The organism is Microbacterium sp. NPDC091662, from assembly GCF_044756705.1.
In the GTDB taxonomy this organism is placed as follows: Bacteria; Actinomycetota; Actinomycetes; order Actinomycetales; family Microbacteriaceae; genus Microbacterium.
Genome location: NZ_JBIVTM010000001.1, coordinates 215,376 through 240,934 on the forward strand (window position 1 = coordinate 215,376; position 25,559 = coordinate 240,934).

The following is a 25,559-nucleotide window of genomic DNA, read 5'->3' on the forward strand; positions in this document are numbered from 1 at the left end:
GTGCCCGAACAGCTGAGTGCTCGCCCGCTTCCCGCCTGGGTGGAGCCGTCGTCGGTGTTCGGGATGCTCGAGGTCACAACTCCGGATGTTTTCTGGCTCGACGCCGGCGCCGGCGCCACGACGGGATGGAGCTTCGTCGGGACGGGGGTGCGCTCGACGCTTCCGCGCGAGGTGCGTCTCGACGTCGTCGCTGCCGACCCGGAGCTGCCGCCGTTCACCGGGGGGTGGGTGGGGTGGCTCGATTACGAGAGCGGCGCCGCCGCCGTCGGTGCACCGATCGCCGGCCCGCGTGAAAACCCAGGCGGTTCCTGGCTGCGCGCCACCCGCGTCGTCGCCTTCGACCACGACAAGCAGCGCGTCTGGGCGCTCGGGATGGCGGGCGACCTCGAGGACTGGTCGGCAGTGGTCCGGGCCGTGGTGGGGGTCCCGGAAGTCGTGCCCTCGTCCATGAACGCCCCCGCCCACCCGCCGCGCGTCGCCGTCGCCCGACACGACCCCGGCGAGTACGCCGCACTCATCGAACGATGCCGCGACCTCATTCGTGAGGGCATCGCCTATCAGCTGTGCCTGACGACCCGCTTCACCGTCACGGGGAGCCATGACACCGTCGACGTCTACCGCCGGTTGCGCACCGCGACGCCGGCCCACCACGGCGGATTCGTGCGGATCGGTGATCGCACCCTGTTGAGCGCCAGCCCCGAGCAGTTTCTCCATGCCGCCGGTGGAGTCATCCGCACCCGCCCGATCAAAGGAACCAGGCCCCGAAGCGCCGATCCCGTCGAAGACGCCGCGCTCGCCGCAGAACTCGCGACGGACCGCAAGGAGCGCGCCGAGAACGTCATGATCGTCGACCTGATGCGCAACGACCTCTCGCGAGTGTGCGTGCCCGGAAGCATCCGTGTCGAGGGGCTCTGGGTGGTCGAGAGCTACCCTGCCGTGCACCAGCTCGTGAGTACCGTGAGCGGGCTGGCGGCCGAGGGGACGACGGTCGAGGCCCTCCTCTGCGCTGCCTTTCCCGCCGGCAGCATGACCGGCGCTCCGAAGCTGTCGGCGATGACCAGGCTGCACGAGTTGGAGGGTGGGCCCCGCGGTGTGTACGCCGGCTGCTTCGGCTACATCGGCTCGGACGGGACTCTGGATCTGGCGATGGTGATCCGCAGCATCCTGATCGAGGGGGAGCAGGCATTCGTCGGTGCCGGCGGAGGGATCACCTGGGGGTCGGTCGCTGCGTCCGAGGTGGCGGAGGTCGCCACGAAAGCGCGGGCACCGCTCGCTGCCCTCGGTGCCGGAATGCCCGTGCCCTGGCGTTCCGATATCCTGAACTGATCCCGCTTTTTCCACCAGATTGGTCGTGCGTTCGTTGTCTGAGAACCTGTCCACCGCTCCTGTCGACGACGAGACCCCGTCGGCGCACGCCATCCAGAACAAGTGGCAGAAGTACTGGGCGGACAATGGCACGTTCCTCACGGGCGGCGACGATGACACCCGCCCGCGTCGATATGTGCTCGCGATGTTCCCGTACCCGTCCGGCGACCTGCACATGGGGCACGCCGAGAACTACCTCTACTCCGACATCGTGGCCCGTTTCTGGCGTCACCGCGGGCACAACGTCCTGAACCCGATCGGTTGGGATTCCTTCGGCCTGCCCGCCGAGAACGCGGCGATCCGTCAGGGTGCCGATCCTCGTGACTGGACCTATCAGAACATCGCGCAGCAGAAGGTCGGCTTCGAACAGTACGGTGTCTCGTTCGACTGGAGCCGGGTGCTGCACACGTCCGACCCCGAGTACTACCACTGGAACCAGTGGCTTTTCCTGAAGCTGTACGAGCGGGGCCTGGCGTATCGCAAGAAGAGCCCGGTCAACTGGTGCCCCAACGACCAGACGGTGCTGGCGAACGAGCAGGTCGTCGACGGACGTTGCGAGCGCTGCGGTTACGAGGTCGTCAAGAAGAAGCTCACGCAGTGGTATTTCCGGATCACCGACTACGCCGACCGTCTGCTCGACGATCTGAACCAGCTCGAGGGATTCTGGCCGCACAAGGTGCTGCAGATGCAGCGCAACTGGATCGGCCGTTCCGTTGGTGCGGACGTGGACTTCCTGATCGAGGGACGTGAGGAGCCGGTGACGGTGTTCTCGACGCGCCCTGACACGCTGCACGGCGCGACGTTCTTCGTGGTCGCACCCGACTCCGACCTGGCGTCCGAGCTCGCGGCCGGTGCCTCCGACGACGTGCGTCAGCGCTTCCAGACGTACCTGGAGCAGGTGCAGAAGGAGACCGACATCGATCGGCAGTCCACGGACCGCCCGAAGACCGGTGTGTTCCTCGAGCGCTACGCGATCAACCCCGTCAACGGCGAGAAGCTGCCGGTGTGGGCGGCGGACTACGTGCTGGCCGACTACGGTCACGGTGCGGTCATGGCCGTCCCGGCGCACGACCAGCGTGACCTGGACTTCGCCCGCGCATTCGACCTGCCCGTCAAGGTCGTGGTCGACACGACGGCTCCCGTCACCGGTGCGATGCCCGTGATCGAGGTCGACGAAGACGGCGTGCCGATCGACACCGGGGCCGCGCTCGAGGAGCAGAGCCCCGCGGCTACCGGCGTCGCCCTCACGGGCGAGGGGCGCATGATCAACTCCGGTGCGCTGAACGGACTCTCCAAGCGCAATGCCATCGCGCGAGCGATCGAGCAGCTGGAGGCCACGGGCACCGGCCGTGCCGCCAAGAACTATCGTCTGCGTGACTGGCTGATCTCGCGCCAGCGCTTCTGGGGCACGCCGATCCCGATGCTGCACGCTGAGGACGGCAGCATCATCCCGGTTCCCGAGGACAAGCTCCCCGTGAAGCTGCCGAGCGTCGAAGGACTCGACCTCAAGCCCAAGGGCACGTCGCCCCTGGGCGGTGCCGAGAGCTGGGTGCGCACGACCGATCCGCAGACCGGCGACCCCGTGCTGCGCGACCCCGACACGATGGACACGTTCGTCGACAGCTCGTGGTACTTCCTGCGCTTCCTCTCGCCGAACAGTGACACCGTGGCCTTCGATCCGGCGCAGGCAGCCCGCTGGGCACCGGTGGATTCCTACATCGGCGGTGTCGAGCACGCGATCCTGCACCTGCTGTACGCGCGCTTCATCACGAAGGTCCTGTTCGACATGGGGCTGATCGACTTCACCGAGCCGTTCTCGAACCTCATCAACCAGGGCATGGTTCTGTTGGACGGACAGAAGATGTCCAAGAGCAAGGGCAACCTGGTGCTCTTCCAGGAGGAGCTGGACGCTCATGGCGCCGACGCCCTGCGTGTGGGGCTGGCATTCGCCGGTCCGGTGGAGGATGACAAGGACTGGGCCGACGTCTCGACGACCGGTGCCCAGAAGTTCCTGGCGCGCGCGATGCGTATCGCCGGCGAGGTGTCGAGCCCGGTCGACGTGGTCTTCGACGGCGGCGACTCGGCTCTGCGTCGTGCGACGCACAAGCTGCTCGCCGAAGCGCCTGCGCTGGTCGAGCAGACGAAGTTCAACGTTCTGGTCGCGCGCCTGATGGAGCTCGTGAACATCACCCGCAAGACGATCGACGGTGCTGCCGGTGCGGCTGACCCCGCCGTCCGCGAGGCGGCGGAGACGATCGCCGTGATGCTCGACCTCATCGCTCCGCACACGGCGGAGGAGATGTGGGAGATCCTCGGACACGAGCCTTCCGTCGGCCTGGTGACGTGGCGCTCCGCCGACCCGGCACTGTTGATCGAAGACACGATCACCGCCGTCGTGCAGGTGGGCGGCAAGATGCGCGCTCAGCTCGAGGTCTCCGCACGTATCGGCGAGTCGGAGCTCGAGGCTCTGGCGCGTGCCGACGAACGCGTGATCCGGTCGATCGGCGACCGTGAGATCGTGAAGGTCGTCGTGCGTGCTCCGAAGATCGTGAGTTTCGTCGTCAAGGGCTGACCTCCTTTCCTCCACGGAAGACTCCTCGTACGGGTTTGTCTCCGACCGGGCGAACGCCGCCCGGTCGGAGGACCGACCGGGCCTAGCGTGGCCGCATGGAATCTCCCCAGCCGCCCCTTCCGCCCCGGCGTCGACTGCGCCTGAGCGTCGGAGCGGCGGTGGTGCTGGCTCTCGTCGTCCTGTCGGCTGCCGTGGGGCTCGGCATCATGAGGGGACAGGTCGCGCCCGTCGAAGCCGTGTCGCTGACGGACGCGGGAACGGGCACGGGGACGGACACCGGATCGGAAGGCGATCCGGCCGGCGAGCTCTACGTGCACATTCTCGGAGCCGTCGAGAGACCTGGGCTCTACATGCTCGATCTGGACGCACGCCTCGTCGATGCGCTGGCGGCCGCGGGTGGGACGACCGCCGACGCCGATCTGACCGCGGTCAACCTCGCCCGGACGCTCGAAGACGGGGAACAGGTGGTGGTGCCGGTAGCCGGGGCCATCGTCGGCGGTCCCGGCGGAGCAGTGCCACCACCGAGCGACGACCGGATCGACCTCAACACGGCTGATCAGGCCGCACTCGAAACGCTGCCGCGCATCGGGCCGGCGCTCGCGGAGCGGATCATCGCCTGGCGGGAGGAGAACGGTCGGTTCACGTCGGTCGACGACCTTCTCGCCGTGCCCGGCATCGGGGAGAAGCTGCTCGCCGGTCTGCGCGACGAGGTCAGGGTGTGACGCGGCGGGATCTCCGGCTGCTGCCGCTCGCGGTGGCGGTGTGGATCGTCGCGCTGCTGTGTGTGCTGTTCCCTGCGGTCGCGTGGGGGTGTGTCGGCGCGTGCTTGCTCGTGGCCGCAGGCGCGCTGGCATCCGTGTTGCGCCGTCGAATCCATCTTCACGGGGACTCCCGGGCTCGCGGGAGCCTTACCGTCGTGGTGCTGGCCGTGATGGCGGCTGCCGCAGCATCGGTCGGGTTCGCGCTGCCTGCTCGGGAGGCGGCGATGGGGTGGGACGCTCGCGTGGTCGAGATCACGGCCCAGGTGACATCCTCTGCATCGGTCGGACGCGATGGGCGGCTGTGGTTCGAGGCGGTCGCGTCGATGCTCGGGGCACCAGGACGAGCGGCGCCCTCCGCAGCACCGGTGCGCCTGGGGGTCGTGCCGGCCGAGGGCTTCGACCTCGGGGCGACGGTTCGGGTCGTGGGCGAGTCATCGGCGACGGATGCGGGGGAGCGTTCGGCGTTGGTCGTCTTCGCGAGCGACGCCGAGGTCATCTCGCCCGCGCCCGGTGTCTTCGGTGCGGCGGCGACGATCAAGGGCGTGTTCGTCGAGCGCTCGTCGCGTCTGCCCGAACCGGGAGCCGGTCTTCTTCCCGGCCTCGCGGTCGGCGACACGCGCGCCGTGACACCCGAGCTGAACGACGATATGCGCACGAGCGGTCTCAGCCACTTGACCGCGGTCTCTGGAGCGAACTGCGCGATCGTCGTCGGTGCGATCTTCGGGCTCACGGCACTGTGCGGGGGCGGTCGCCGGTTGCGGGTCGTGCTCTCGCTCGTGGGTTTGGCCGGGTTCGTCGTACTGGTCACCCCCGAGCCGAGCGTGATCCGCGCAGGGGTGATGGCGGCCGTGGGCATGCTCTCCGTGCTGTGGGGGAGGCCGAGCGCCGGGGCCGGGATGCTGTCGCTGTGCGCCACCACGATTCTCCTTGCCGACCCGTGGCTGGCGGCGACGCCCGGGTTCGCCCTGTCGGCCGTCGCCTCGGGTGCTCTGATCCTGCTCGCCCCACCGCTCGCGCGCGGTCTGGCTCGGGGCATGCCGCGCCCTGTCTCGGTCGCAGTCGCGGTCCCGCTCTCCGCCCAGCTCGCATGCGGCCCGATCATCGCCCTCTTCGCTGAACAGCAGTCGTTGATCGGTGTCGCAGCGAACCTGATCGCGGCGCCCGCGGCCCCGGTTGCGACAGTGGTCGGACTCCTCGCATGCCTCGCCGGTGCGCTGCCGGTGCTCGCCGACCTGCTCGCGGCTTCTGCGTGGCTCCCCGCAGCCTGGATCGCGACGACCGCGACCACCACAGCACAGTTGCCGGGCGCGCAGGTCCTGATGCCCGCAGGTCTCGGCAGCGCCCTGCTCGTAGCTGTGGTGAGCGCGGCGATCGTCATGCTGCTCGTGCGCACCCCCATCCATCCGCCGCGGTCACGCGTTGCGCGAGGGGCTGTCTGGGTGCGTCGGGCTGCGGCGGTGATCGTGGTGGTGGTTCTGTCGCTCGCCGGTTCTCGTGCGCTCCTCGACGGCCCCCTGGCGACGGCGACGGCACCTGACGCCTGGGCGATCGCGGTGTGCGATGTCGGGCAGGGAGATGCGGTGCTCGTGCGCTCGGGGGCCAAGGTCGCACTGATCGACGCGGGGCCCGATCCGGAGCCTCTGTCCGCGTGCCTGCGGTCGCTCGGCATCGAACGCATCGACCTTCTCGTGCTCACGCACTTCGACCTCGATCACGTCGGCGGGGTCTCCGCCCTCTCCGGACGGGTTGCGACGGTTCTGCACGGCCCGATCGCCGAGGAATCGGATCGACGTCTCCTCGATGGCCTCGTCGACGCAGGCGCACGCGTCGACGAGGCGTCGGCGGGCCAGCACGGCATGCTGGGCGACGCCGCGTGGCGCGTGCTCTGGCCGCTGCCCAACTCCGCGGCTTTTCCAGAGGGCAACGACGCGAGCGTGGTGATGCAGTTCGACGGGGGAGAGGTCCCCCGATCGATCTACCTCGGCGACCTCTCGGCCGCACCGCAGCGCATGCTGCAGCGCACGGCGAGGTTGACACCGTACGCCGTGGTCAAGGTGGCGCACCACGGCAGTGCCGACCAGGATCCCGGTCTGTACGAGGCGATGCGGCCCCGGGTGGCGCTGTTCAGCGTCGGAGCGGACAACGACTACGGACATCCTCGATCAGAGACCCTCGACCTCCTGGCGGCGACCGGTGCTCACGTGCTGCGCACCGATGAACGGGGGCGCATCCTGCTCGGCCTCCGCGCCGGCGAGCTGCAGGTCTGGACCGAGAAGTCTGCGGGGTGAGCCGCTGGGACCGGCCTCGACCGAGAGGGGTCGTGTCGGCGACCGCCGGTAGGCTGGATCCATGGCAGCTTCGCGAACCCCTTCCCGCGGCGGCGCGAAGCCCACCAAGATCCCGCAGGTCTCCTGGCGTGAGCCGCACCCCGCCCCGGTCGTGCTCGTGTCCGGGCCGGAAGAGGTCTGTGCTGAGCGCGCGATCGCCGGCGTTCGCGACTACCTCCGCGCCGAAGACCCCGCGCTCGAAGTCAGCGACGTCCGGGCCGATGACTACGCGCCAGGAACGCTGCTCTCCCTCACGTCGCCGTCCTTGTTCGGGGAACCGCGTCTCGTACGCGTCTCCGGCGTGGAGAAGTGTTCCGATGCGTTCATCCAGGAGGCGGTGTCCTACCTCGACAACCCGCAGGAGGGCGCGACCGTCATCCTTCGCCACACGGGCGCCAGCGTGCGAGGCAAGAAGCTCCTCGACGCGCTTCGAGCCGGGAGCGGCGGCGGCATCGAGATCGCGTGCCCTGCCATCAAGCGCGACAGCGACCGGGTCGACTTCGCTGCCGGTGAGTTCCGCGCGGCGAAGAAGCGCATCGCGCCTCCCGCTCTGCGTGCGCTGGTCTCGGCCTTCGCCGACGACCTCACCGAGCTCGCAGCGGCCTGTCAGCAGCTCATCGGAGACGTCGAGGGCGACATCTCCGAAGACATCGTCACCAAGTACTACGGAGGCCGGGTCGAGGTGTCGGCGTTCGTCGTCGCCGACACGGCCATCGCCGGCCGCTACGGCGAGGCCCTCGTCGCTCTCCGCCATGCACTTTCGTCGGGCGCCGATCCGGTCCCGATGGTCGCGGCCTTCGCCATGAAGCTCCGCACCATGGCGCGCGTCGCCGGCAACCGCGAGCCGAGCCGCCAGCTCGCCCAGCGCCTGGGTATGAAGGACTGGCAGGTCGACCGCGCCCGCCGCGACCTCGCCGGTTGGAACGAGCGATCGCTCGGAATGGCGATCCAGGCCACCGCCAGGGCCGATGGTGAGGTCAAGGGTGCGGCTCGCGACCCGATCTTCGCGTTGGAGCGCATGGTCACCGTCATCGCCACGCGTCAGCCTTTCGGCGAGTAATCGAACGAGAGCGGTCAGTCGGCTTCGACTGCGGAGACGCTCCGAGGCAACAAGAAGGCCCGCCCCGATGAACGGGACGGGCCTTTCTCAGAAGCCTCAGCTCAGAGGGAAGCGACCTGCTTGGCGAGAGCCGACTTGCGGTTCGACGCCTGGTTCTTGTGCAGGACACCCTTGCTGACGGCCTTGTCGAGCTTGACGGCAGCCTTCTTGAGGGCGGCCTCTGCGGCGGCCTTGTCGCCGGCGGAGACGGCCGTGCGAGTGGTGCGGATGACCGTCTTGAGCTCGCTCTTCACGGCCTTGTTGCGCTCGCGCGCCTTCTCGTTGGTCTTGTTGCGCTTGATCTGCGACTTGATGTTTGCCACGTGTGGACGCTTTCTGTACAGGAGTGTTCGGAATGCCGGCAGCAGAAGAGGGCTGCTGCACAGCGGTCGTGAGGGAAGAACCCACACGCAAGCCAAGAGTCGAGTCTACCAGCAGACGGGCTGTTGACGCGAAACGACGAGGAGAATGCGAGACCCAGTCGCGCATTCGATGGTACCGGGTGCAGAATCATCACTATCCCGACACTGATGTCAAGGAGCCTCATGAGCCTCGATTCCCCTCATCCGTTCGCGCCCTCCGGGCTCCGTTGGTCTGCGGCGACCTCCGCATTCCAGATCGAGGGCTCGCGCCCGACCGGGATATCCGGCCGTTCCATCTGGGACGACTTCCTCGAGAAGCCCGGAGCGATCGTCGACGGATCGACGGCGGATCCCGCGTGCGACAGCTACCGGCACGCCGAGGACGATGTCGCCCTCGCCGCCGGCTTGGGGCTCGACCGCTACAGGTTCTCGATTCCGTGGGCTCGCGTGCAGCCGGACGGCCTCGGCCGCGGTGACACGTCGGCCCTCGATCACTACTCGCGCCTGGTCGATCTCCTCCTCGATGCCGGGGTCGTCCCGTTCCCCACCCTGTTCCACTGGGAGATGCCGAGTCTCGTCGAAGCAGGCGGCGGCTGGCTCGAGCGCGATACCGCGGAGCGCTTCGCCGACTACGCGGCCATCGTGGCCGATCGTCTCGGCGACCGGGTGCAACACTGGTACACCCTGAACGAACCCGCGATGACCACGCTCCAGGGGTATGCGGTCGGCGCGCTGGCGCCCGGCAAGCAGCTCCTCTTCGGCGCGCTGCCGACCGCTCACCATCAACTGCTCGCCCATGCTCGGGCGGCAGCCGCTCTGCGGGAGCGTGGTGCCGCATCGGTCGGACTGGTCAACAACCACACTCGGGTCCTGCCGCTGGGCGACACCGCCGAAGACCACCAGGCCGCAGCGGTCTACGATCTGATCCACAACCGGATCTTCAGCGAACCCCTCCTCGCCGGTACATACCCCGACCTGGAATCACTCGGCCTGCCCCCGATGCCCGTGCAGGACGGCGACCTCGAGGCCATCGGCCGCTCGATCGACTTCTACGGAATCAACTTCTACAACCCGACCACGGTGACCGCCGCCGAGCAGGGGAGCCCGATCCCGTTCGACATCGTGCCCACTCCGGGAGTCCCGGTCACCGGGTTCGGTCCGGAATGGCCGATCATGCCGAGCGCGCTGCGCGATCTCCTGATCGACCTGCACACCCGGCATCCGCAGATGCCGCCCGTGATCATCGGCGAGAACGGTGCCTCGTTCCCCGAGCCCGACCGAGCCGCGCGCGTCGAGGACACCGATCGGATCTCGTACCTCGCCGGTCACATCGCGGCTGTCGGCGAAGCGATCGATGCCGGGGTACCCGTGGAGGAATACACGGTGTGGTCGCTGCTGGACAACTGGGAGTGGGCCGACGGCTACACCCAGCGGTTCGGGCTCGTCCACGTCGACTTCGATACGGGCGAGCGGACACCCAAGGCGTCTTACGACTGGTACCGGGGTCTCATCGAGACCTCGCGCTCGGATGCGACCGCTGCATCGACGGAGGCGGCGAGATGACCGAAGCGACCGGAACCCCCACCGTACGAGCGGGCGCGCGCTGGATGTCGTTGTTCACGCTGGCGTGGCTCGCGATCTGGACCGTGCAGCTCACGCCGGTGCAGCTGCTCCTGCCGCTGCAGCTCGACACCCCGGAGGACGACTGGATCCGCGGTGTCGTCTCCTCCGGGCTGGTTCTGGGAATCGGCGGGCTCGCGGGCATCATCGCCGGGCCGGCTGCCGGTGCGCTCTCGGACCGTACTGCTGCGGGACGCCACCGTCGGCGTCCCTGGGCGCTGGGCGGTGTGCTGTTCACGGCGGTCTGTCTCGTCCTCACGGGCTACGCCCAGGGCCCGTGGGCCGTAGGGGCCGGCTGGGTGGGGGTGTCGATCGGCGTCGCCGTATCGTCGGCGGCCTTCACCGCGCTCATCGCCGACCAGCTGCCGACCACACAGCGCGGCGCCGCCTCAGCGGCCGTCGGGTCGAGCCAGGCCGTCGGCATCGTGGTCGGGGTCGGGGTCGTCGTCCTGCTCGGCCTCGACCTCCGGCAGGGCTATCTCCTGCTCGCCGGGATCATCGCGGTGGTCGGTACGACGACGGCACTGCTGCTGCCCGATCCGCCGACCACGGAGGCGATGAGGCCGAAGCAGAGCGGACGACGGCGTCTGGCCTCGCTACGGGATCGCGACTTCGCCTGGATGCTCTCCGGACGCCTGGTGACGAATGTCGGAAATGCGCTCGGGACCGCGCTGTTCCTGTTCTTCCTGCTGCACGGCCTCGGTCAGCCCAGCGCTATCGCCCAGGACAATCTGCTGCTGCTCATCGTCGTCTACACGGTGTTCGTCGTGATCGCTTCAGTGGTCACCGGCATCGTCTCCGACCGCACGGGGAATCGCCGGACGCTCACGGTCGCCGCGACCATCGTGCAGGCGGCATCAGGCGTCGCGATCGCTGTCCTGCCGACGTTCGAGATGACGATGGTCGCCGCCGCCCTGATGGGCCTCGGCTATGGCGCGTTCTCGACGGTGGGACTCGCATTCGCCGCCGATCTGCTGCCCGACGAGCAGGATCACGCCAGGGACCTGGGCATCGTGAACGTCACGGCAGCCCTCGGGCAGCTCATCGGGCCGGTTCTGGGGGCGGGACTGGTCGCGCTGGTCGGCGGCTTCTGGCTCGTGTTCGTCGCCGCCGCGGTGCTCTCCCTCGCGGGAGGGCTGCTCACCGCCTTCGCGCGGCAGCCCACCAGAGCATCATGACGTCGAGGAGTGCTGTCCCGCGTCCTGCTGCATAGTCTGGTCCGCCGCCGTCTCCACGGTCGCGATGGCGAGGTTCAGCACGGCGTTGAAAATCTGGGGCCGCATGGCGGTGACCAGGTGCGTCGTGCGCGGCACGATGATGAGCTCGGCGTGTGGTGCGAGCCGTCGGAACAGTGACTCGTTGAGCCGCAGCTGGTCGTACTGCCCGTTCACGAACCAGAGCGGGATCGTGATGCGAGGGATCGCCGCGGCGATGTCGAGCGCGGCCAGACTGCGCAGCGCGGCGTCCTGGGTGTCGAGCGCGTAGCCGCCGGCGGCGAAGTCGGACCGGGTCTCCACAGGCACGGTGGCTTCGAGGATCCGGCCGGTCAGCCACATCCCGCGGTCGGGAAGGGCATCGACGGCTCGAGTGAAGAGACGGTAGGCCGCGAGCCCGGCACCGTGGGGGATCGAGGTGCAGGACGCCGCGATCAGCCCCGCGACGGGAGGTTGCTCCGCGCCCCCGACATACGCGAGGCAGAGCAATCCGCCCATCGAATGCCCCACCAGCAGGACGGGGCCCTTCTCGGCCGCGGCGCGCACCGCCTCATCTATGGTGTGCAGCGCCTCGTGGAGGGTGAAGTCCTCCTGCATCCGCGTACCGTGCCCCGGGAGGTCGACGGCGGTGAAGGCGTAGCCGCGCTCCTCGAGGTAGGCCGCCTGGGACCGCCACATGGTGGCGGACGTGCGGATACCGTGCACGAAGACGATCTGGACGCTCACGGGTTCAGCATAAGGAAAGCGGGGCCGGTGGATGAACCACCGACCCCGCTTCGACACCATGTGTGTCAGAGAGTGTTACTTCTCCCAGCCGACGTTCTCGACCGGCTGGATGCCGAACAGGTCCAGACCGACGTAGGGCTCGGGCGTGAGGTTCGCCAGGCCTTCCTTGACGGTGTAGATCTGCGGGCCGTTGTACAGCGGGATGAGGCCCCAGCGCTTGTAGATCTCCGGCTCGAGCTTCATCGCGGCAGCGGTCTGCGCCTCGGGGTCCGACTGCGACTCGACCTTGTCCTTGATCTCGGCGTCGAGTTCGGCGTCACCGACACCCGACAGGTTGAGACCCGAGTCCGAGCAGTACAGCTGGCAGAACCAGGCGGCACCGAACGGGTCGGAGGAGGTGAAGCGGAGTCCGGAGACATCCCAGTTCTTCGACGTGTAGTCGTCGGAGAACTGGCTGGCGGGGCGGACCTCGACCTTGACGTCGATGCCGACCTCCTTCTCCTGGGCCTGCAGCGACTGCGCGAGAGCCTTCTGCGTGGCGGAGTCGCTCCAGATCGGGTACACGACGGAGAGCTTGACGCCGTCCTTCTCGCGGATACCGTCGGAGCCTTCCTTCCAGCCGGCCTCGTCGAGGAGCTTCTTGGCACCCTCGACATCGAACTTCCAGCCTGCGGCCTTCATCGAGTCCTCGTAGCCGGGCTGGAACGAGAAGAGCGTCAGCGAGCCCGCCGGGTCTTCCTTGTAGCCGAGGCCGTTCCAGGCAATCTGCTTCTGCTGGTCGATGTTGATGGCCTTGAAGAACGCCTCACGGACCTTGACGTCCTCGAACTGCGGCTTGGTCGAGTCGACCTGCAGGATGGTGTTGGCGGTCTGCTGTGCGCGGTAGACCTTCGCGCCGTCGACGTCCTTGACCTGGTCGATGAGCTCCTGGGAACCCGTCTCGACCATGTCGACCTCGCCGTTCTTGAAGGCGTTGACGCCGGCCTGGGCGTCCATGCCGGTCATGGTGACCTCGTCGAGGAGCGGCGCGTCGCCCCACCACTCGGGGTTCGGCTTGAACGAGATGTAGCCCTTGTTGGCGTCGAACTCGTTGACCGTGTACGGGCCAGCGCCCCACTCGGGGTGCGGGTTGCTGATCATGGCCTCGTTGAAGGTCGTCGGGTCAGCGAGAGCCGGGTGGATGACGCCGCCGTTGAACGGCATCTGCGGCCAGGCGAACTCGCCCTTGAACGTCACGATCGCGGTCTTCGCGGTGTCGCCCTGTTCGACGGATTCGATCTCCTTGTAGCCGTCGGTCGCGTTCGGGTTGAAGCCCTCGTCGTACGAGCGGTTGGCCTTCCAGGTGGCGTCGATGGCAGTCCAGTCCATGTCGGTGCCATCGTTCCAGTGCGCCTCGTCGGTGAACGTGAAGGTCAGGACCGTCTTGCCGTCCTTCACCTCGTTCTTCCACTCGGAGAGGTAGTTGTCGTTCTTGTACTGCGTGCCATCCGGCTTCATGAGGATGATCTGCGGCATGTACCACGCGGCGATGCGTGCGGTGTCGGCGCTGCCGTCACTGTTGAACGAGTTCAGCTGCGTCGGAACCTCGCGGATCGCGAAGTTGACCGTGCCGCCCTCCTTGAGGTTCTCACGAGGCTGCGGGTTGTAGTTCGCCATCTCGACGTCGGTCGTCTCGCCGGCGTCGCCCTTGTCGCCACTGCCGGTGTTACCGGCAGCGCACCCGCTGAGCGCGAGTGCGAAAGCGCCGGTGAGTGCCAGCGCTCCCATCAGCTTGTACTGCTTCATGGTGCTCCTTTCGCCTTGCGGCGTGTCATAAGGGGAGAATAGTTCGCCGGATCCGCGAATGTCCGGGCGGCGAGTGAATATCGGCTAACCGTTATCGGACGGTGATCCCTGATCTGTTCATGAGGCCGCAGGCCGCGCTGTCACCGTGGCGGGATCGAACACGATCCGCTCACGCGTGCGCTCGATGTCGGGGTCCGGGACCGGGATCGCGGACAGCAGCGCCTTCGTGTAGGGGTGCTGTGGGTTGTCGAAGACATCGTCGACATCGCCGTGCTCGACGAAGTCGCCGAGGTACATCACCGCGACCCGGTCGGCGATGTGCCGGACGACCGAGAGGTCGTGCGCCACGAAGAGGTACGACAGCCCGAGCTTGACCTTGAGATCGTCGAGCAGGTTGATCACACCGGCCTGGATCGACACGTCGAGCGCGGAGACCGGCTCGTCGAGCACCAGGATCTTGGGATTCGTCGACAGCGCCCTGGCGATGCCGATGCGCTGACGCTGGCCTCCGGAGAAAGCCTGCGGGAAGCGATCGCTGTGCGCCGGGTTGAGTCCGACGAGGTCCATCAGCTCCTTCACACGGCGGTGCGCCTCGGCCTTCGGGGTGCCGATCGCCGAGAGCGGCTCCGAGATGATGTCCGCGACCGTCATACGCGGATCGAGCGCTCCCATCGGGTCCTGGAACACGATCTGGATGTCGCGGCGCAGCGCCCGCTCCACCTTGTGGCTGTGGATGTCGTTGACGCTCGTTCCCGCGATGACGATGTCGCCGTCGGTCTGCTTCACCATGTCCATGATCTGCAGCAGCGTCGTCGTCTTGCCGGAGCCGGATTCACCGACGATGGCCAAGGTCTCACCCTCGCGCACGTCGAAGCTGATGCCCTTGATCGCGTGCACCTCGCCGACCTTCCGCTTCAGGAACGCGCCCTTGAGCAGAGGGAAGGTCTTGGTGAGGTTCTTCACCTCGAGGGTGATGGGGCGTTCTTCACGGGGGAGTCGCGTCAGGGCGCTCTCCGGTGCCTCGCGCACCGGATACACGGGAAGCCCGCCGAGCAGGCCGCCGTCGGTGATCTCGTTCGCACGGATGCAGGCCGCACGGTGCTCTTCGCCGCCACCGGTCAGCACGGGACGAAGCTCCGGCTCGCGGGTGCGGCACGCGTCCATGACGATGGGGCAGCGGTCCGCGAACGGGCACGCGTCCGGAAGATTGATCAGCAGCGGCGGGTTGCCCTTGATCGGGGTGAGCGGTTCCTTCTCGGCCTTGTCCACGCGGGGAATCGCGCCGAGGAGACCGATCGAGTACGGCATCCGGGTCTGGTGGAACAGCTCGCGCACGGGCGCCTGCTCGACGGGCTTGCCGGCGTACATGACCATCACGTCGTCGGCCGTTCGGGCGACGACACCCATGTCGTGGGTGATCATCATGACGGCGGCACCCGTCTCGGCCTGCGCCTTCTCGATGAGGTCGAGGATCTGCGCCTGGATCGTGACGTCGAGAGCCGTGGTGGGCTCGTCCGCGATGATCAGCTTCGGATCGTTCGCCATCGCGATCGCGATCACGACGCGCTGGCGCATGCCGCCCGAGAACTCGTGCGGGAACGACTTCATCCGCTTCTCGGGCTCGGTGATGCCCACCAGCTTGAGAAGGTCGATCGAGCGTGCGGTCGCCTCCTTGATGCTGAGGTTGCGGTGCACGGTCAATGCCTCGATCAGCTGAGCGCCGATCGTGTACACCGGCGTCAGAGACGTGAGCGGGTCCTGGAAGACCATCGAGATCCCGTTGCCGCGGATGGCAGAGAGCTGCGTGTCGGTCTTGCCGAGAAGTTCCTGGCCGTCGAACACGATCGAGCCGGAGACCTTGGCGTTCTCGTCGAGCAGGCCCATGACGGCGAGCGAGGTGACGGACTTGCCCGACCCGGACTCGCCGACGATGCCGAGGGTCTTTCCCGCCTCGAGGTCGAAGGAGACGCCGCGGACGGCGTCGACGCGGCCGGCCTCAGACGCGAAGCTGACCCGGAGGTCGCGGACGGAGAGTACGGGGCTCATGCGCGGCCTCCTGCAGCCGAAGTGGGATCGAGGGCATCGCGCAGTCCATCGGCGATGAGCGCCATCGATACGGTCAGCAGTGTGAGGATCAGTGCGGGGAAATAGAACAGCCACGGCGAGCTGACGATGGACGAGCTGCCCTCGCCGATCAACGAGCCGAGCGACACATCGGGGATCTTCACGCCGAAGCCGATGAACGACAACCCGGTCTCGGTCGTGACCGCCGCGACGATGCCGAGGGTGAAGTTGATCACCAGCAGCGAGCCGATGTTCGGAATGAGGTGACGCGTCACGATGCGCAGTCCCCGGACACCCATGTACCGAGCGGCCTGGACGTACTCGCGCTCACGCAGCGACAGGGTCATGGTCCAGATGATCCTCGCGGGGAAGAACCAGCTGACGAAGATCATCACGAACGCGATGACCCACCACACGCCGCCGGAGTCGTTCGAGATGATCGACAGCAGGAGGAAGGTCGGCACCACCATCATGAAGTGGATCACCAGGAGAGCGATGCGCTCGAACCAGCCGCCGAAGTACGCGGCCGCGGTCCCGACGAGCGCCGAGAGGATCGTCGTGCCCACCGAGACGGTGATCGCGATCATGAGGGAGCGTTGCAGGCCGATGGCGGTCTGCGTGTAGGTGTCATTGCCAGCCCCGTTGGTGCCGAACCAGTGCGCAGCGGACGGCCCCTGGCTCAGCGCGAGGAAGTCCATGCTGTCGACGGCGTACGGCGACAGGAGCGGTCCGAGCGTCGAGAAGAGGATCAGCACGAAGAGGACGACGACGCCGCCCACGGCCGGCTTGTTGCGCATGAACCGGCGGGTGTAGAGCGTCCACTTGGACAGCGACTTTCCCGAGGCGCGGTCGGCGGTCGGCGGCGCGGCCGGCGGCTCGACCAGGGGATCGATCATATCGGTGGTCATTTTCAGCTCACCCTCACTCGCGGGTCGAGAACGACGACGACGATGTCGGCGAGCACCGCGCCGATCGCCGTCAGCACGGCGCCGAACGCGGCGACGGCGACGACGCCGTTGATGTCGTTGTTGTTGATGGTGTCGAGGAAGTACCGCCCCATGCCCTGCCAGGCGAAGATGCGCTCGGTCAGGATCGCGCCGGTGAAGATCGTCGGGATCGTGAAGGCGACCTGCGTCGCGACAGGGATGAGCGACGTCCGCAGGGCGTGCTTGCGGATCGCCTGAGACTTGGTCAAGCCCTTCGCGCGCGCCGTGCGCACGTAGTCGGCGTTGATGTTGTCGAGCAGGAGCGAACGCTGCAGGAAGTGGTACTGGGCGTAGCCGACGATCACGAGCGCGATCGTGGGCAGCGTCAGGTGCTGCAGCGTGTCGACCAGGACGGGGAAGAAGCCGGTGACACCGGGACTCGAGGAGCCTGTCACGTAGAAGATGCGGACGCCGGTCCACTCGTTGAGCGAGATCGCGAGGAGGACGACGGCGAGGCCCGCGACGATGATGTTCACGTTCATCGTGATGATCGAGGTCGCCTGACCGATGCGGTCGGCGAGCTTGTACTGACGAGAAGCGGTGTAGACGCCCAGCCAGATGCCGAGCACTGCGGCGATGATCGTCGCGCCGAGGACGAGCTCCGCGCTGATCCACATGCGGTAGGAGACCTGCTCGTTGACGGACTGACCGGTCGGGCTCACACCCCAGTCCCAGCGGAACAGGATGCTGCTGAACCAGTTCCACCACCGCTCTATCAGGGGAACGGTGTCGCTGAGGTTGCGCGGGGTGAGGACGTTGTCGATCTGCTCGGGGGAGAGCGGGGGACGCCGTCCCACGTAGTTGCTGCGCGGATCGAGGAAGCCCCACGCCAGGAAGAACGTGAGATTCGTGGCGACCACGATCATCAGCAGCCAGCCGAGTGCTCGGCGCAGGAGGTACTTGATCAAAAGGGGTCAGTCTTTCTCTTCTACAGACGCGCTCGGGATCTGCCGACGCAACGCTGAGTCAGTTGGATACACAATCGCCATCCACCGAACTCTGCGATGCGACGACCATCACGGGGTATGTGACGGAGTCATATCGCTTGCGGGATCCGGTGTCACGGATTTTCCCTGGCAACTTCGGGAGACTATCACCGGTATGGCCGAATCGGGGATTAGCCTCCCCTGACCGTACAATCGAGTGGACATGTCCCCACGCGCTCTCACTCCTCTTCAGCCTGCCGCGACGCCGGCTGCGCAGATCCGCAATTTCTGCATCATCGCCCACATCGATCACGGCAAGTCGACGCTCGCCGATCGCATGCTCCAGATCACCGGAGTCGTCTCCGATCGCGACATGCGCGCGCAGTACCTCGACCGCATGGACATCGAGCGCGAGCGCGGCATCACCATCAAGAGCCAGGCGGTCAGGATGCCGTGGGAGCTCGATGGTCAGACCGTCGCCCTGAACATGATCGACACCCCCGGCCACGTCGACTTCACGTACGAGGTCTCGCGTTCGCTCGCGGCCTGCGAAGGAGCGATCCTGCTCGTCGATGCGGCACAGGGCATCGAGGCGCAGACGCTCGCGAACCTCTACCTCGCGCTCGAGAACGACCTCCACATCATCCCGGTGCTGAACAAGATCGATCTGCCGGCCGCCGACCCGGAGAAGTACGCGAAGGAGCTGGCCTCGCTCATCGGCGGCAAGCCGGAAGACGTGCTGCGCGTCTCGGGCAAGACCGGCGTCGGCGTCGAGGAGCTGCTCGACCGACTGGTGCAGGAGATCCCCGCCCCGACCGGCGACGCAGACGCTCCGGCCCGCGCGATGATCTTCGACTCCGTGTACGACGCGTACCGCGGCGTGGTCACCTACGTGCGCATGGTCGATGGAAGCCTGTCGCCGCGCGAGCGGATCCAGATGATGTCGACCGGTGCGAACCACGAAGCACTCGAGGTCGGCGTGTCGAGCCCCGAACCGACTCCGACCAAGGGGCTCGGCGTCGGCGAGGTGGGGTACCTCATCACCGGCGTGAAGGATGTGCGCCAGTCGAAGGTCGGCGACACGATCACCACTTCCCGGAAGCCGGCCTCCGAGGCCCTTCCCGGTTACACCGACCCGAAGCCGATGGTCTTCTCGGGCCTCTACCCGATCGACGGCAGCGACTACGCCGAGCTGCGCGAGGCGCTCGACAAGCTCAAGCTCTCCGACGCCTCGCTCGTGTACGAGCCGGAGACCTCGGTCGCGCTCGGCTTCGGCTTCCGCTGCGGATTCCTCGGGCTGCTGCACCTCGAGATCATCACCGAGCGTCTGGCCCGCGAGTTCGACCTCGACCTCATCACGACAGCGCCCAGCGTGATCTACGAGGTGCTCACGAGCGACACCGGCGAGACGGTCACCGTCACCAACCCCAGCGAGTACCCGGACGGGCGCATCGGCTCGGTTTCGGAGCCGATGGTCAAGGCCGCGATCCTGTTGCCGAAGGACTACGTCGGCACCGTGATGGAGCTGTGCCAGTCTCGCCGAGGCACGCTGCTCGGCATGGAGTACTTCTCCGAAGAGCGCGTCGAGCTGCGCTACAACATGCCCCTCGGCGAGATCGTGTTCGACTTCTTCGACCAGCTGAAGTCGAAGACCCAGGGCTATGCGTCGCTCGACTACGAGCCCTCCGGGCAGCAGGAGGCCGACCTCGTGAAGGTCGACATCCTTCTCCAGGGCGAGAAGGTCGACGCGTTCAGCTCGATCGTGCACCGCGACAAGGCCTACGCCTACGGCACGATGATGGCCGAGCGCCTGCGCAAGCTCATCCCTCGCCAGCAGTTCGAGGTGCCGATCCAGGCGGCGATCGGCGCGCGCATCATCGCCCGCGAGACCATCCGTGCGATCCGCAAGGACGTCCTCGCCAAGTGCTACGGCGGTGACATCACCCGCAAGCGCAAGCTCCTCGAGAAGCAGAAGGAGGGCAAGAAGCGCATGAAGATGGTCGGCCGCGTCGAGGTCCCCCAGGAGGCGTTCATCGCCGCGCTCTCGGGCGACGTCGAGGGCAAGGACAAGAAGTAGCGGCACCTGATCGCGCCCCGGGATGTGACGTCCCGCGGCGCGTGGGGGTGTTCACTCAGGTAACGCGAAGTAGGGTGGAAGTCATGCGGCGCGGGACTTTCCGAGACGACACGGTGGACTATGCGGCCGTGGGTGCGACCCATGCGCCCGACCTGATGCAGTACCCGCCGGAGCGCAGCATCCCGGCGGAGGAATCCTGGCGGATCGGCAGCGGGGTCGAGCGGTTCCAGACCGCCGGTGAAGCGCTCCTGTCGTGGACGGCGCAGCGTGCGGCCGGCCTTTCGGTCGAGGATGTGCGCCCCGCTCCTGGCCCTGCCTACGCCGGGGTGAGCTTCGATGCCGAGGGCAATCCGATCGCGCCGAGCAAGCGCGATGTCGAGCCACGTTACGACGCCGAGGGCATGCCGTTCGTCGGGGCGGGGATGACCCTGCACCTTCGCGGGCGCGTCGCGGGCATGCGCGCCGATTCCGAGTTGCGCGTGATCTCCGTCACGGAGGAGACCCGACGCATCGGGTTCGTCCTGGGCACGGTCGGCGGATCGGTGGTCAGCGGCGAAGAGTCCTTCGACGTTGAATGGCGTGAGGACAACGACGAGGTGTGGTTCACCGTCCGTGCCTTCGACGCACCGAACGGCCTTCTCTACCGCACGATCCCTGCGCTCGTGAAGCGTCGTCGTCGTGAGCTCTTCGCACGCTACCTCCGGGCGATCTCTCCGCTCTACGCGACTCCGCTCTGATGGCGGGACCGCTTCCCCTCGGAGATCCCGCACCCGCGGACGGACGCCTGCCGGCCGACCTTCCGATCGACGAGGGCGTGCCGTTCTCGGCCTACCTGCACATTCCGTTCTGCACGGTGCGTTGCGGGTACTGCGACTTCAACACGTACACATCGACCGAGCTGCGCGGGGCGAAGCAGGAGGACTACGCATCCACGTTGATCTCCGAGATCGCTCTCGCCCGACGCGTGTTGGACGATGCGGGAGCACGACGGCCGATGGACACGGTCTTCTTCGGGGGCGGCACGCCGACCCTTCTTCCCGCAGGTGATCTCGCACGCATGCTCGACGCAGCGACCGACGCGTTCGGCCTCGCCGAGGGTGCGGAGGTCACGGTCGAGGCGAATCCCGATACCGTGACACCCGCGGTGGCGCGCACTCTGGCGGACGCCGGGGTCACGAGGATGTCGGTGGGGATGCAGTCGGCCGTTCCTCATGTGCTCGCCGCACTCGATCGCACCCATCGCCCCGAGAACGTGCGTACCGCCGTCGCCGCCGCGAAGGATGCGGGTCTCGCCGTGAGCGTCGATCTCATCTACGGGGCGCCGGGGGAGTCGCTCTCCGATTGGGAGGCGTCGCTCGACGCCGCGCTGGCACTCGAGCCGGATCACATCTCCGCCTACGCCCTCATCATCGAGGACGGCACGAAGCTCGCCCGCCAGATCCGACGCGGCGAGGTTCCCACGCCCGACGACGACCTTCAGGCCGACATGTACGAGCTCGCCGACGCGCGCCTCGCCGACGGCGGCTTCGACTGGTACGAGGTGAGCAACTGGGCGCGAACGCTTGACCGACGCTCGAGGCACAACCTCGCGTATTGGCGGGGGAGCGACTGGTGGGGCTTCGGTCCCGGTGCGCACAGCCACGTCGCCGGCCTGCGGTGGTGGAACGTGAAGCACCCGGCCGCGTACGCGCAGCGCCTCGCGGCATCCGAGTCGCCGGCAGCCGGCACCGAGCGCCCGGACGACGAGTCGCGCACGCTCGAGCGCATCCTGCTGCTCAGCCGCATCCGTGAGGGGATCGCCGTCACCGATGTGCCGAGCGCGAACCGGAGCAGAGTCGCCGGGCTCATGGCCGACGGACTCGTGGACCCCGTCGCAGCACTGCAGGGGCGCATCCAGCTGACGTTGCGTGGTCGTCTTCTCGCCGATGCCGTCGTCCGCCAGCTGACGGACTGATCCCCGGTCGGAATCAGGTGGGGAGCAGATCCATCCCCGCCGTCCGCCGTTGCGCGACCGTCGCGCTCTGCGCGTCGAAGACACGGGTCCGACGGCCGGACCCGTAGGCCGGCCAGCCGGGGTCGCCGGTGGTCACGAAACCGACCCAGGCCGCGTTCATCTCGGTCGCGAGCTCGCGCGGAGCATCGGGACCCGCCATACGCTCCGCCTCGGCGTCGTCGAGCCGGTCGAACACGAATCCGAGCTCGAGCGCGTGGGCGGCGCGAAGGTCCCGCACCGGACTCGCCCAGGCGAATTCGTAGACGTGCGTCGTGCCAGGGCGGGCCGCCGCCACCCGGCTCAACGGTGCGCGCAGCATCATGTCCGTGACGAGTTGTCCGAAGACCTCCCCGGTGCTGGCGTCGGGGAATGCGGATCGATACGCGGTCACCGCGCGCCGGGGAATGCGCGAGAGCAGCCGTGCGACCTGCAGTTTGAGCTCGCCGATGCCGGCGAGTGCCTCGGGCGGGAACCAGAGCCGATACTCGTCGGTGTTGCTGCCGATGAGGAGAGGAGTGTCGATTCCGCCGAGCACCTCATGCGGCGACAGGGGAAGGCTGTCGGCGTCGATGGCGAACTGGAACCCGGGCGCCCCGCCGAGGGGCGACGATCCCGCTGATTGCGACTTGCGCGCTTCTAGCAGCTGGTCGGGTGTCAGCGCGGCGAACGCCTCACCGTCGGCCCGCACACCGAGTCGCTTCGCGATCTGGGCGGTCACCCTTCCCGCCTTCCGTGCCGTCTGGGCGTGGAGCGGCCCCGACTCGATGATCGCGCGACCGATCAGCTCGCGGGAGCTGTCCCGAGCGAGCAGACCGGCGACGATCGCGCCGCCCGCCGATTCGCCCATCGCCGTGATCTGCGCGGGGTCGCCGCCGAATGCGCTGATCTCCCGGTGCACCCATTCCAGGGCGGCTGCGGCGTCGCGCAGACCGAGGTTCCGAGGAACCCCGTCCAACACGGAGAATCCCTCCGACCCGAGTCGGTAGTTGATCGAGACGAAGACGATGCCCGCCGCGGCGAACACCGTGCCGTCGTAGAGCGGCAGCGCGGCGGTCCCTCGTTCGAGCGCACCGCCGTGGATCCAGAGCAGGACGGGCGCGCCGGAGGCATCGGCCGGTGCCCACACGTTCGCGGTGAGGATGTCGTCGCCGTCGATGCGCACCGACCCCAGCAGTTCGCCGATCGCTCCGGCGTAGGGGACCTGAGGCGGTGTGGGGCCGAACCTCGTCGCCTCTCGCACGCCCTCCCACGCCGGGACGGGTTGAGGTGCGCGGAACCGGTTCTCCCCGAACGGCGCCTGGGCATAGGGAATGCCGAGGTAGCGGACGATCCCGGCCGCCTCGGTGCCGCAGACGATGCCGTTCGACAGGGTGGCCTGGGGAGAGGTGGTCATGAGCGTCATCCTAGGGTCGTGCGTGCGCGGTACGGAGAATCCCGAGCTGCACGGGGTAGGATTGGCACTCTGAACGTCCGAGTGCCAGCGGAAGGGAAGGGCGATGGTCACAGAGCGAGGACTCCAGGTTCTCCGAGCGATCGTGCAGGACTACGTCGAGACCCACGAACCCGTCGGCAGCCGATCCATCGTCGACCGGCACTCCTTCGGCGTCTCAGCGGCGACGATCCGCAACGACATGGCGCTGCTCGAGGACGAAGAGCTCATCACGGCCCCGCACACCTCCTCGGGCCGTGTGCCCACCGACAAGGGCTACCGCGTCTTCGTGAACCACCTCGCGCAGTTGCGACCGCTCTCGTCGGCGCAGCGCTCGGCGATCGAATCGTTCCTCGGGGAGCCTGCCGACCTCGACGACCTGATGGTGCGCACCGTGCGGGTGCTGACGCAGCTGACCGGTCAGGTCGCGCTCGCCCAGTACCCCTCGTTCGCCCGCGCGCACGTCACGCACGTCGAACTGGTTGCCCTCGCACCGAATCGTCTTCTGATCGTTCTCGTGACCGATGCCGGCGGGGTGTCGCAGCGCATGGCGGTCCTGCCGGAAGCGATCGACGATGCCGACATGGCTGTGCTCCGCGCGCGGCTGTCCGCCTTGATCACCGGTCAGGGCATCGGGGAGGCGTCCGACCGTCTCCAGACGCTGCTCGCCAGCGAGGAGAAGCCCCAGGACGTCGTGCTGCGCACACTCGCCGGCGTCGTCGTCGACGAGCTCGGCGGATTCCGCCAGGAGCGTCTCGTGATGGCGGGAGCGGCGACCCTCGCGCGGCGAGAGCAGGACTTCCGAGGCAGCATCCATCCTCTGCTCGAAGCGATCGAGGAGCAGGTCACGCTGCTACGCCTCATGAGCGAGATGGTGACCGACGAGCACGGGCTCGCCGCCAGCATCGGCACCGAGAACGCTTCGTTCGGTCTCGGGGAGGCGTCGATCGTCGCCAGCAACTACGCCGCGCCCAGTGGCACGGCACGCGTCGGCGTGATGGGGCCGACGCGCATGGACTATCCGAGCAACCTCGCCGCAGCGCGGGCCGTGGCCCGCTACCTGTCGCGGATGCTCGATGAAGACGAGGCCGGTCGCTGATGCGGCCGGCATCAGGACACACGCAGAAAGGCGATCGTGGCGGACCACTATGAGGTTCTCGGGGTGTCCCGAGACGCTTCCACCGACGAGATCAAGAAGGCGTACCGACGCCTCGCACGGCAGCTGCACCCGGATGTGAACCCGGGGGAGGACGCTGCGGAGAAGTTCAAGCTCGTCACGCACGCGTACGACGTGCTCAGCGACGACGATTCCCGCCGACGCTACGACATGGGCGGCGGAGACGGTGCTGCAGGGAATTTCGGCGGTTTCGGTGGCTTCGGCGACATCTTCGAGACGTTCTTCGGCGCCTCGCAGGGCGGCGGTCGCGGCGCGCGTCCGCGCTCTCGTCGGGAGCGAGGCCAGGACGCGCTGGTCCGCGTGACCCTCGATCTCGGCGACGTCGTGTTCGGCGCGCACCGTGACATCGACGTCGACACCGCGGTGCTGTGCGAGACCTGTCAGGGCTCCTGCTGCCAGGAGGGCACCTCTCCGGTCACCTGCGACATCTGCGGTGGATCCGGCCACGTGCAGCGTCAGGTGCGCAGCCTGCTCGGCAACGTCGTCACCTCTCAGCCCTGCGGCACATGCGAGGGCTACGGCACGACGATCCCGTACCCCTGCGGCACCTGCGGTGGCCAGGGTCGCGTGCGTTCACGCCGAACGGTGTCGCTCGACATCCCGGCCGGCGTCGAGACGGGGCTCCGTCTGCAGCTTCCCGGTTCCGGCGAGGTCGGCAAGGCGGGCGGCCCGAACGGCGACCTGTACGTCGAGGTGACGGTCAACCCGCACGCCGCCTTCAGTCGTGAGGGCGACGACCTGCTCGCGACGCTCGAGGTGTCGATGACCGACGCGATCCTCGGCACCGAGACCACGATCCAGGGGCTCGACGGTGAGGTCGACCTCGAGATCCGTGCCGGTGTGCAGTCCGGCGACGTGCTCACGATCAAGAGTCGCGGCATCACGCCGCTGCGTGGCACGCAGCGCGGCGATCTTCGCGTCGGTGTGCAGGTGCTGACTCCGACCAGGTTGGACTCCGCGCAGCGGGCTCTGATCGAGGACTTCGCGAAGAAGGCGAAGTCGCCCGAACCCCAGCTCGCGCAGTTCCAGCAGGGACTCTTCTCGAAGCTTCGCGACCGCTTCCGCAGTCACTGACC

At 67.7% G+C, this 25,559-nt stretch carries 19 protein-coding genes; 12 read left to right on the forward strand and 7 right to left on the reverse strand.

Going from position 1 to position 25,559, the window contains the following annotated elements; all coding sequences use genetic code 11:
• From ACIQLD_RS01080 to holA, 5 genes are all read left to right on the forward strand, one after another.
• Positions 1-1,326: an anthranilate synthase component I family protein gene (locus ACIQLD_RS01080; RefSeq protein ID WP_402604047.1), complete on the forward strand. Its 1,326-nt coding sequence runs from the start codon at positions 1-3 to the stop codon at positions 1,324-1,326.
• Between the two features lie 34 nt (positions 1,327-1,360).
• Positions 1,361-3,937 (forward strand): leucine--tRNA ligase, encoded by a 2,577-nt coding sequence (gene leuS, locus ACIQLD_RS01085; RefSeq protein WP_402604048.1) that lies wholly within the window; start codon positions 1,361-1,363, stop codon positions 3,935-3,937.
• A 95-nt stretch (positions 3,938-4,032) separates the two neighbouring features.
• The gene (locus ACIQLD_RS01090; RefSeq protein WP_402604051.1) at positions 4,033-4,659 is read left to right on the forward strand and encodes a ComEA family DNA-binding protein; all 627 of its coding nucleotides are present in this window, start codon (positions 4,033-4,035) and stop codon (positions 4,657-4,659) included.
• The gene (locus ACIQLD_RS01095) at positions 4,656-6,986 is read left to right on the forward strand and encodes a ComEC/Rec2 family competence protein (RefSeq protein WP_402604054.1); all 2,331 of its coding nucleotides are present in this window, start codon (positions 4,656-4,658) and stop codon (positions 6,984-6,986) included. Before ACIQLD_RS01090 ends, ACIQLD_RS01095 begins: the two co-directional genes overlap by 4 nt.
• A gap of 61 nt (positions 6,987-7,047) precedes the next feature.
• Complete coding sequence (holA, locus tag ACIQLD_RS01100) at positions 7,048-8,085, forward strand: DNA polymerase III subunit delta (RefSeq protein ID WP_402604057.1); 1,038 nt, start codon at positions 7,048-7,050, stop codon at positions 8,083-8,085.
• 101 nt (positions 8,086-8,186) lie between these two features.
• Here holA and rpsT read toward each other — a convergent pair whose 3' ends face one another.
• Positions 8,187-8,447: a 30S ribosomal protein S20 gene (gene rpsT / locus ACIQLD_RS01105; protein ID WP_017830351.1), complete on the reverse strand. Its 261-nt coding sequence runs from the start codon at positions 8,445-8,447 to the stop codon at positions 8,187-8,189.
• 222 nt (positions 8,448-8,669) lie between these two features.
• On the opposite strand from rpsT, the gene ACIQLD_RS01110 reads away from it, so the two are divergent.
• Together ACIQLD_RS01110 and ACIQLD_RS01115 are read left to right on the forward strand one after the other, a co-directional pair.
• Entirely contained in the window at positions 8,670-10,049 is a 1,380-nt protein-coding gene (locus ACIQLD_RS01110; RefSeq protein ID WP_402604060.1) for a glycoside hydrolase family 1 protein, read from the forward strand.
• Positions 10,046-11,284, forward strand: coding sequence for an MFS transporter (locus ACIQLD_RS01115; protein ID WP_402604062.1), 1,239 nt, complete (start codon positions 10,046-10,048; stop codon positions 11,282-11,284). The genes ACIQLD_RS01110 and ACIQLD_RS01115 overlap by 4 nt, the downstream gene beginning before the upstream one ends.
• On the opposite strand, the gene ACIQLD_RS01120 is transcribed toward ACIQLD_RS01115, so the two are convergent.
• From ACIQLD_RS01120 to ACIQLD_RS01140, 5 genes are all read right to left on the reverse strand, one after another.
• On the reverse strand, positions 11,279-12,046 hold the full coding sequence (locus tag ACIQLD_RS01120; protein WP_402604065.1) for an alpha/beta fold hydrolase: 768 nt from the start codon (positions 12,044-12,046) through the stop codon (positions 11,279-11,281). The two genes, ACIQLD_RS01115 and ACIQLD_RS01120, sit on opposite strands and share 6 nt — an antisense overlap.
• Positions 12,047-12,121: 75 nt before the next feature.
• Positions 12,122-13,831, reverse strand: a complete 1,710-nt coding sequence (locus tag ACIQLD_RS01125) for an ABC transporter family substrate-binding protein (protein ID WP_402604068.1) — start codon at positions 13,829-13,831, stop codon at positions 12,122-12,124.
• A 117-nt stretch (positions 13,832-13,948) separates the two neighbouring features.
• Positions 13,949-15,877 carry an ABC transporter ATP-binding protein gene (locus tag ACIQLD_RS01130; RefSeq protein WP_402604070.1) on the reverse strand — a complete coding sequence of 643 codons (1,929 nt, stop codon included), beginning with the start codon at positions 15,875-15,877 and terminating at the stop codon, positions 13,949-13,951.
• Positions 15,874-16,803, reverse strand: a complete 930-nt coding sequence (locus ACIQLD_RS01135) for an ABC transporter permease (protein WP_402604072.1) — start codon at positions 16,801-16,803, stop codon at positions 15,874-15,876. Before ACIQLD_RS01135 ends, ACIQLD_RS01130 begins: the two co-directional genes overlap by 4 nt.
• Positions 16,804-16,805: 2 nt before the next feature.
• Entirely contained in the window at positions 16,806-17,789 is a 984-nt protein-coding gene (locus ACIQLD_RS01140) for an ABC transporter permease (RefSeq protein ID WP_021198561.1), read from the reverse strand.
• A 241-nt stretch (positions 17,790-18,030) separates the two neighbouring features.
• On the opposite strand from ACIQLD_RS01140, the gene lepA reads away from it, so the two are divergent.
• The 3 genes from lepA to hemW all read left to right on the forward strand — a co-directional run bounded on the left by lepA (position 18,031) and on the right by hemW (position 21,838).
• A complete protein-coding gene (gene lepA, locus ACIQLD_RS01145; protein WP_402604076.1) occupies positions 18,031-19,884 on the forward strand; it encodes a translation elongation factor 4 in 1,854 nt (617 codons plus the stop codon).
• An 83-nt stretch (positions 19,885-19,967) separates the two neighbouring features.
• Positions 19,968-20,621, forward strand: coding sequence for a DUF1990 family protein (locus ACIQLD_RS01150; RefSeq protein ID WP_402604079.1), 654 nt, complete (start codon positions 19,968-19,970; stop codon positions 20,619-20,621).
• Positions 20,621-21,838, forward strand: coding sequence for a radical SAM family heme chaperone HemW (gene hemW, locus ACIQLD_RS01155; protein ID WP_402604082.1), 1,218 nt, complete (start codon positions 20,621-20,623; stop codon positions 21,836-21,838). Before ACIQLD_RS01150 ends, hemW begins: the two co-directional genes overlap by 1 nt.
• Positions 21,839-21,851: 13 nt before the next feature.
• Here hemW and ACIQLD_RS01160 read toward each other — a convergent pair whose 3' ends face one another.
• Positions 21,852-23,270: a carboxylesterase/lipase family protein gene (locus tag ACIQLD_RS01160; protein ID WP_402604085.1), complete on the reverse strand. Its 1,419-nt coding sequence runs from the start codon at positions 23,268-23,270 to the stop codon at positions 21,852-21,854.
• 103 nt (positions 23,271-23,373) lie between these two features.
• Here ACIQLD_RS01160 and hrcA point away from each other — a divergent pair, with 103 nt between their 5' ends.
• Both hrcA and dnaJ read left to right on the forward strand, forming a co-directional pair.
• Positions 23,374-24,405 carry a heat-inducible transcriptional repressor HrcA gene (gene hrcA / locus ACIQLD_RS01165; RefSeq protein ID WP_402604087.1) on the forward strand — a complete coding sequence of 344 codons (1,032 nt, stop codon included), beginning with the start codon at positions 23,374-23,376 and terminating at the stop codon, positions 24,403-24,405.
• A 36-nt stretch (positions 24,406-24,441) separates the two neighbouring features.
• The gene (gene dnaJ / locus ACIQLD_RS01170) at positions 24,442-25,557 is read left to right on the forward strand and encodes a molecular chaperone DnaJ (RefSeq protein ID WP_402604089.1); all 1,116 of its coding nucleotides are present in this window, start codon (positions 24,442-24,444) and stop codon (positions 25,555-25,557) included.
• Positions 25,558-25,559: the final 2 nt, after the last annotated feature.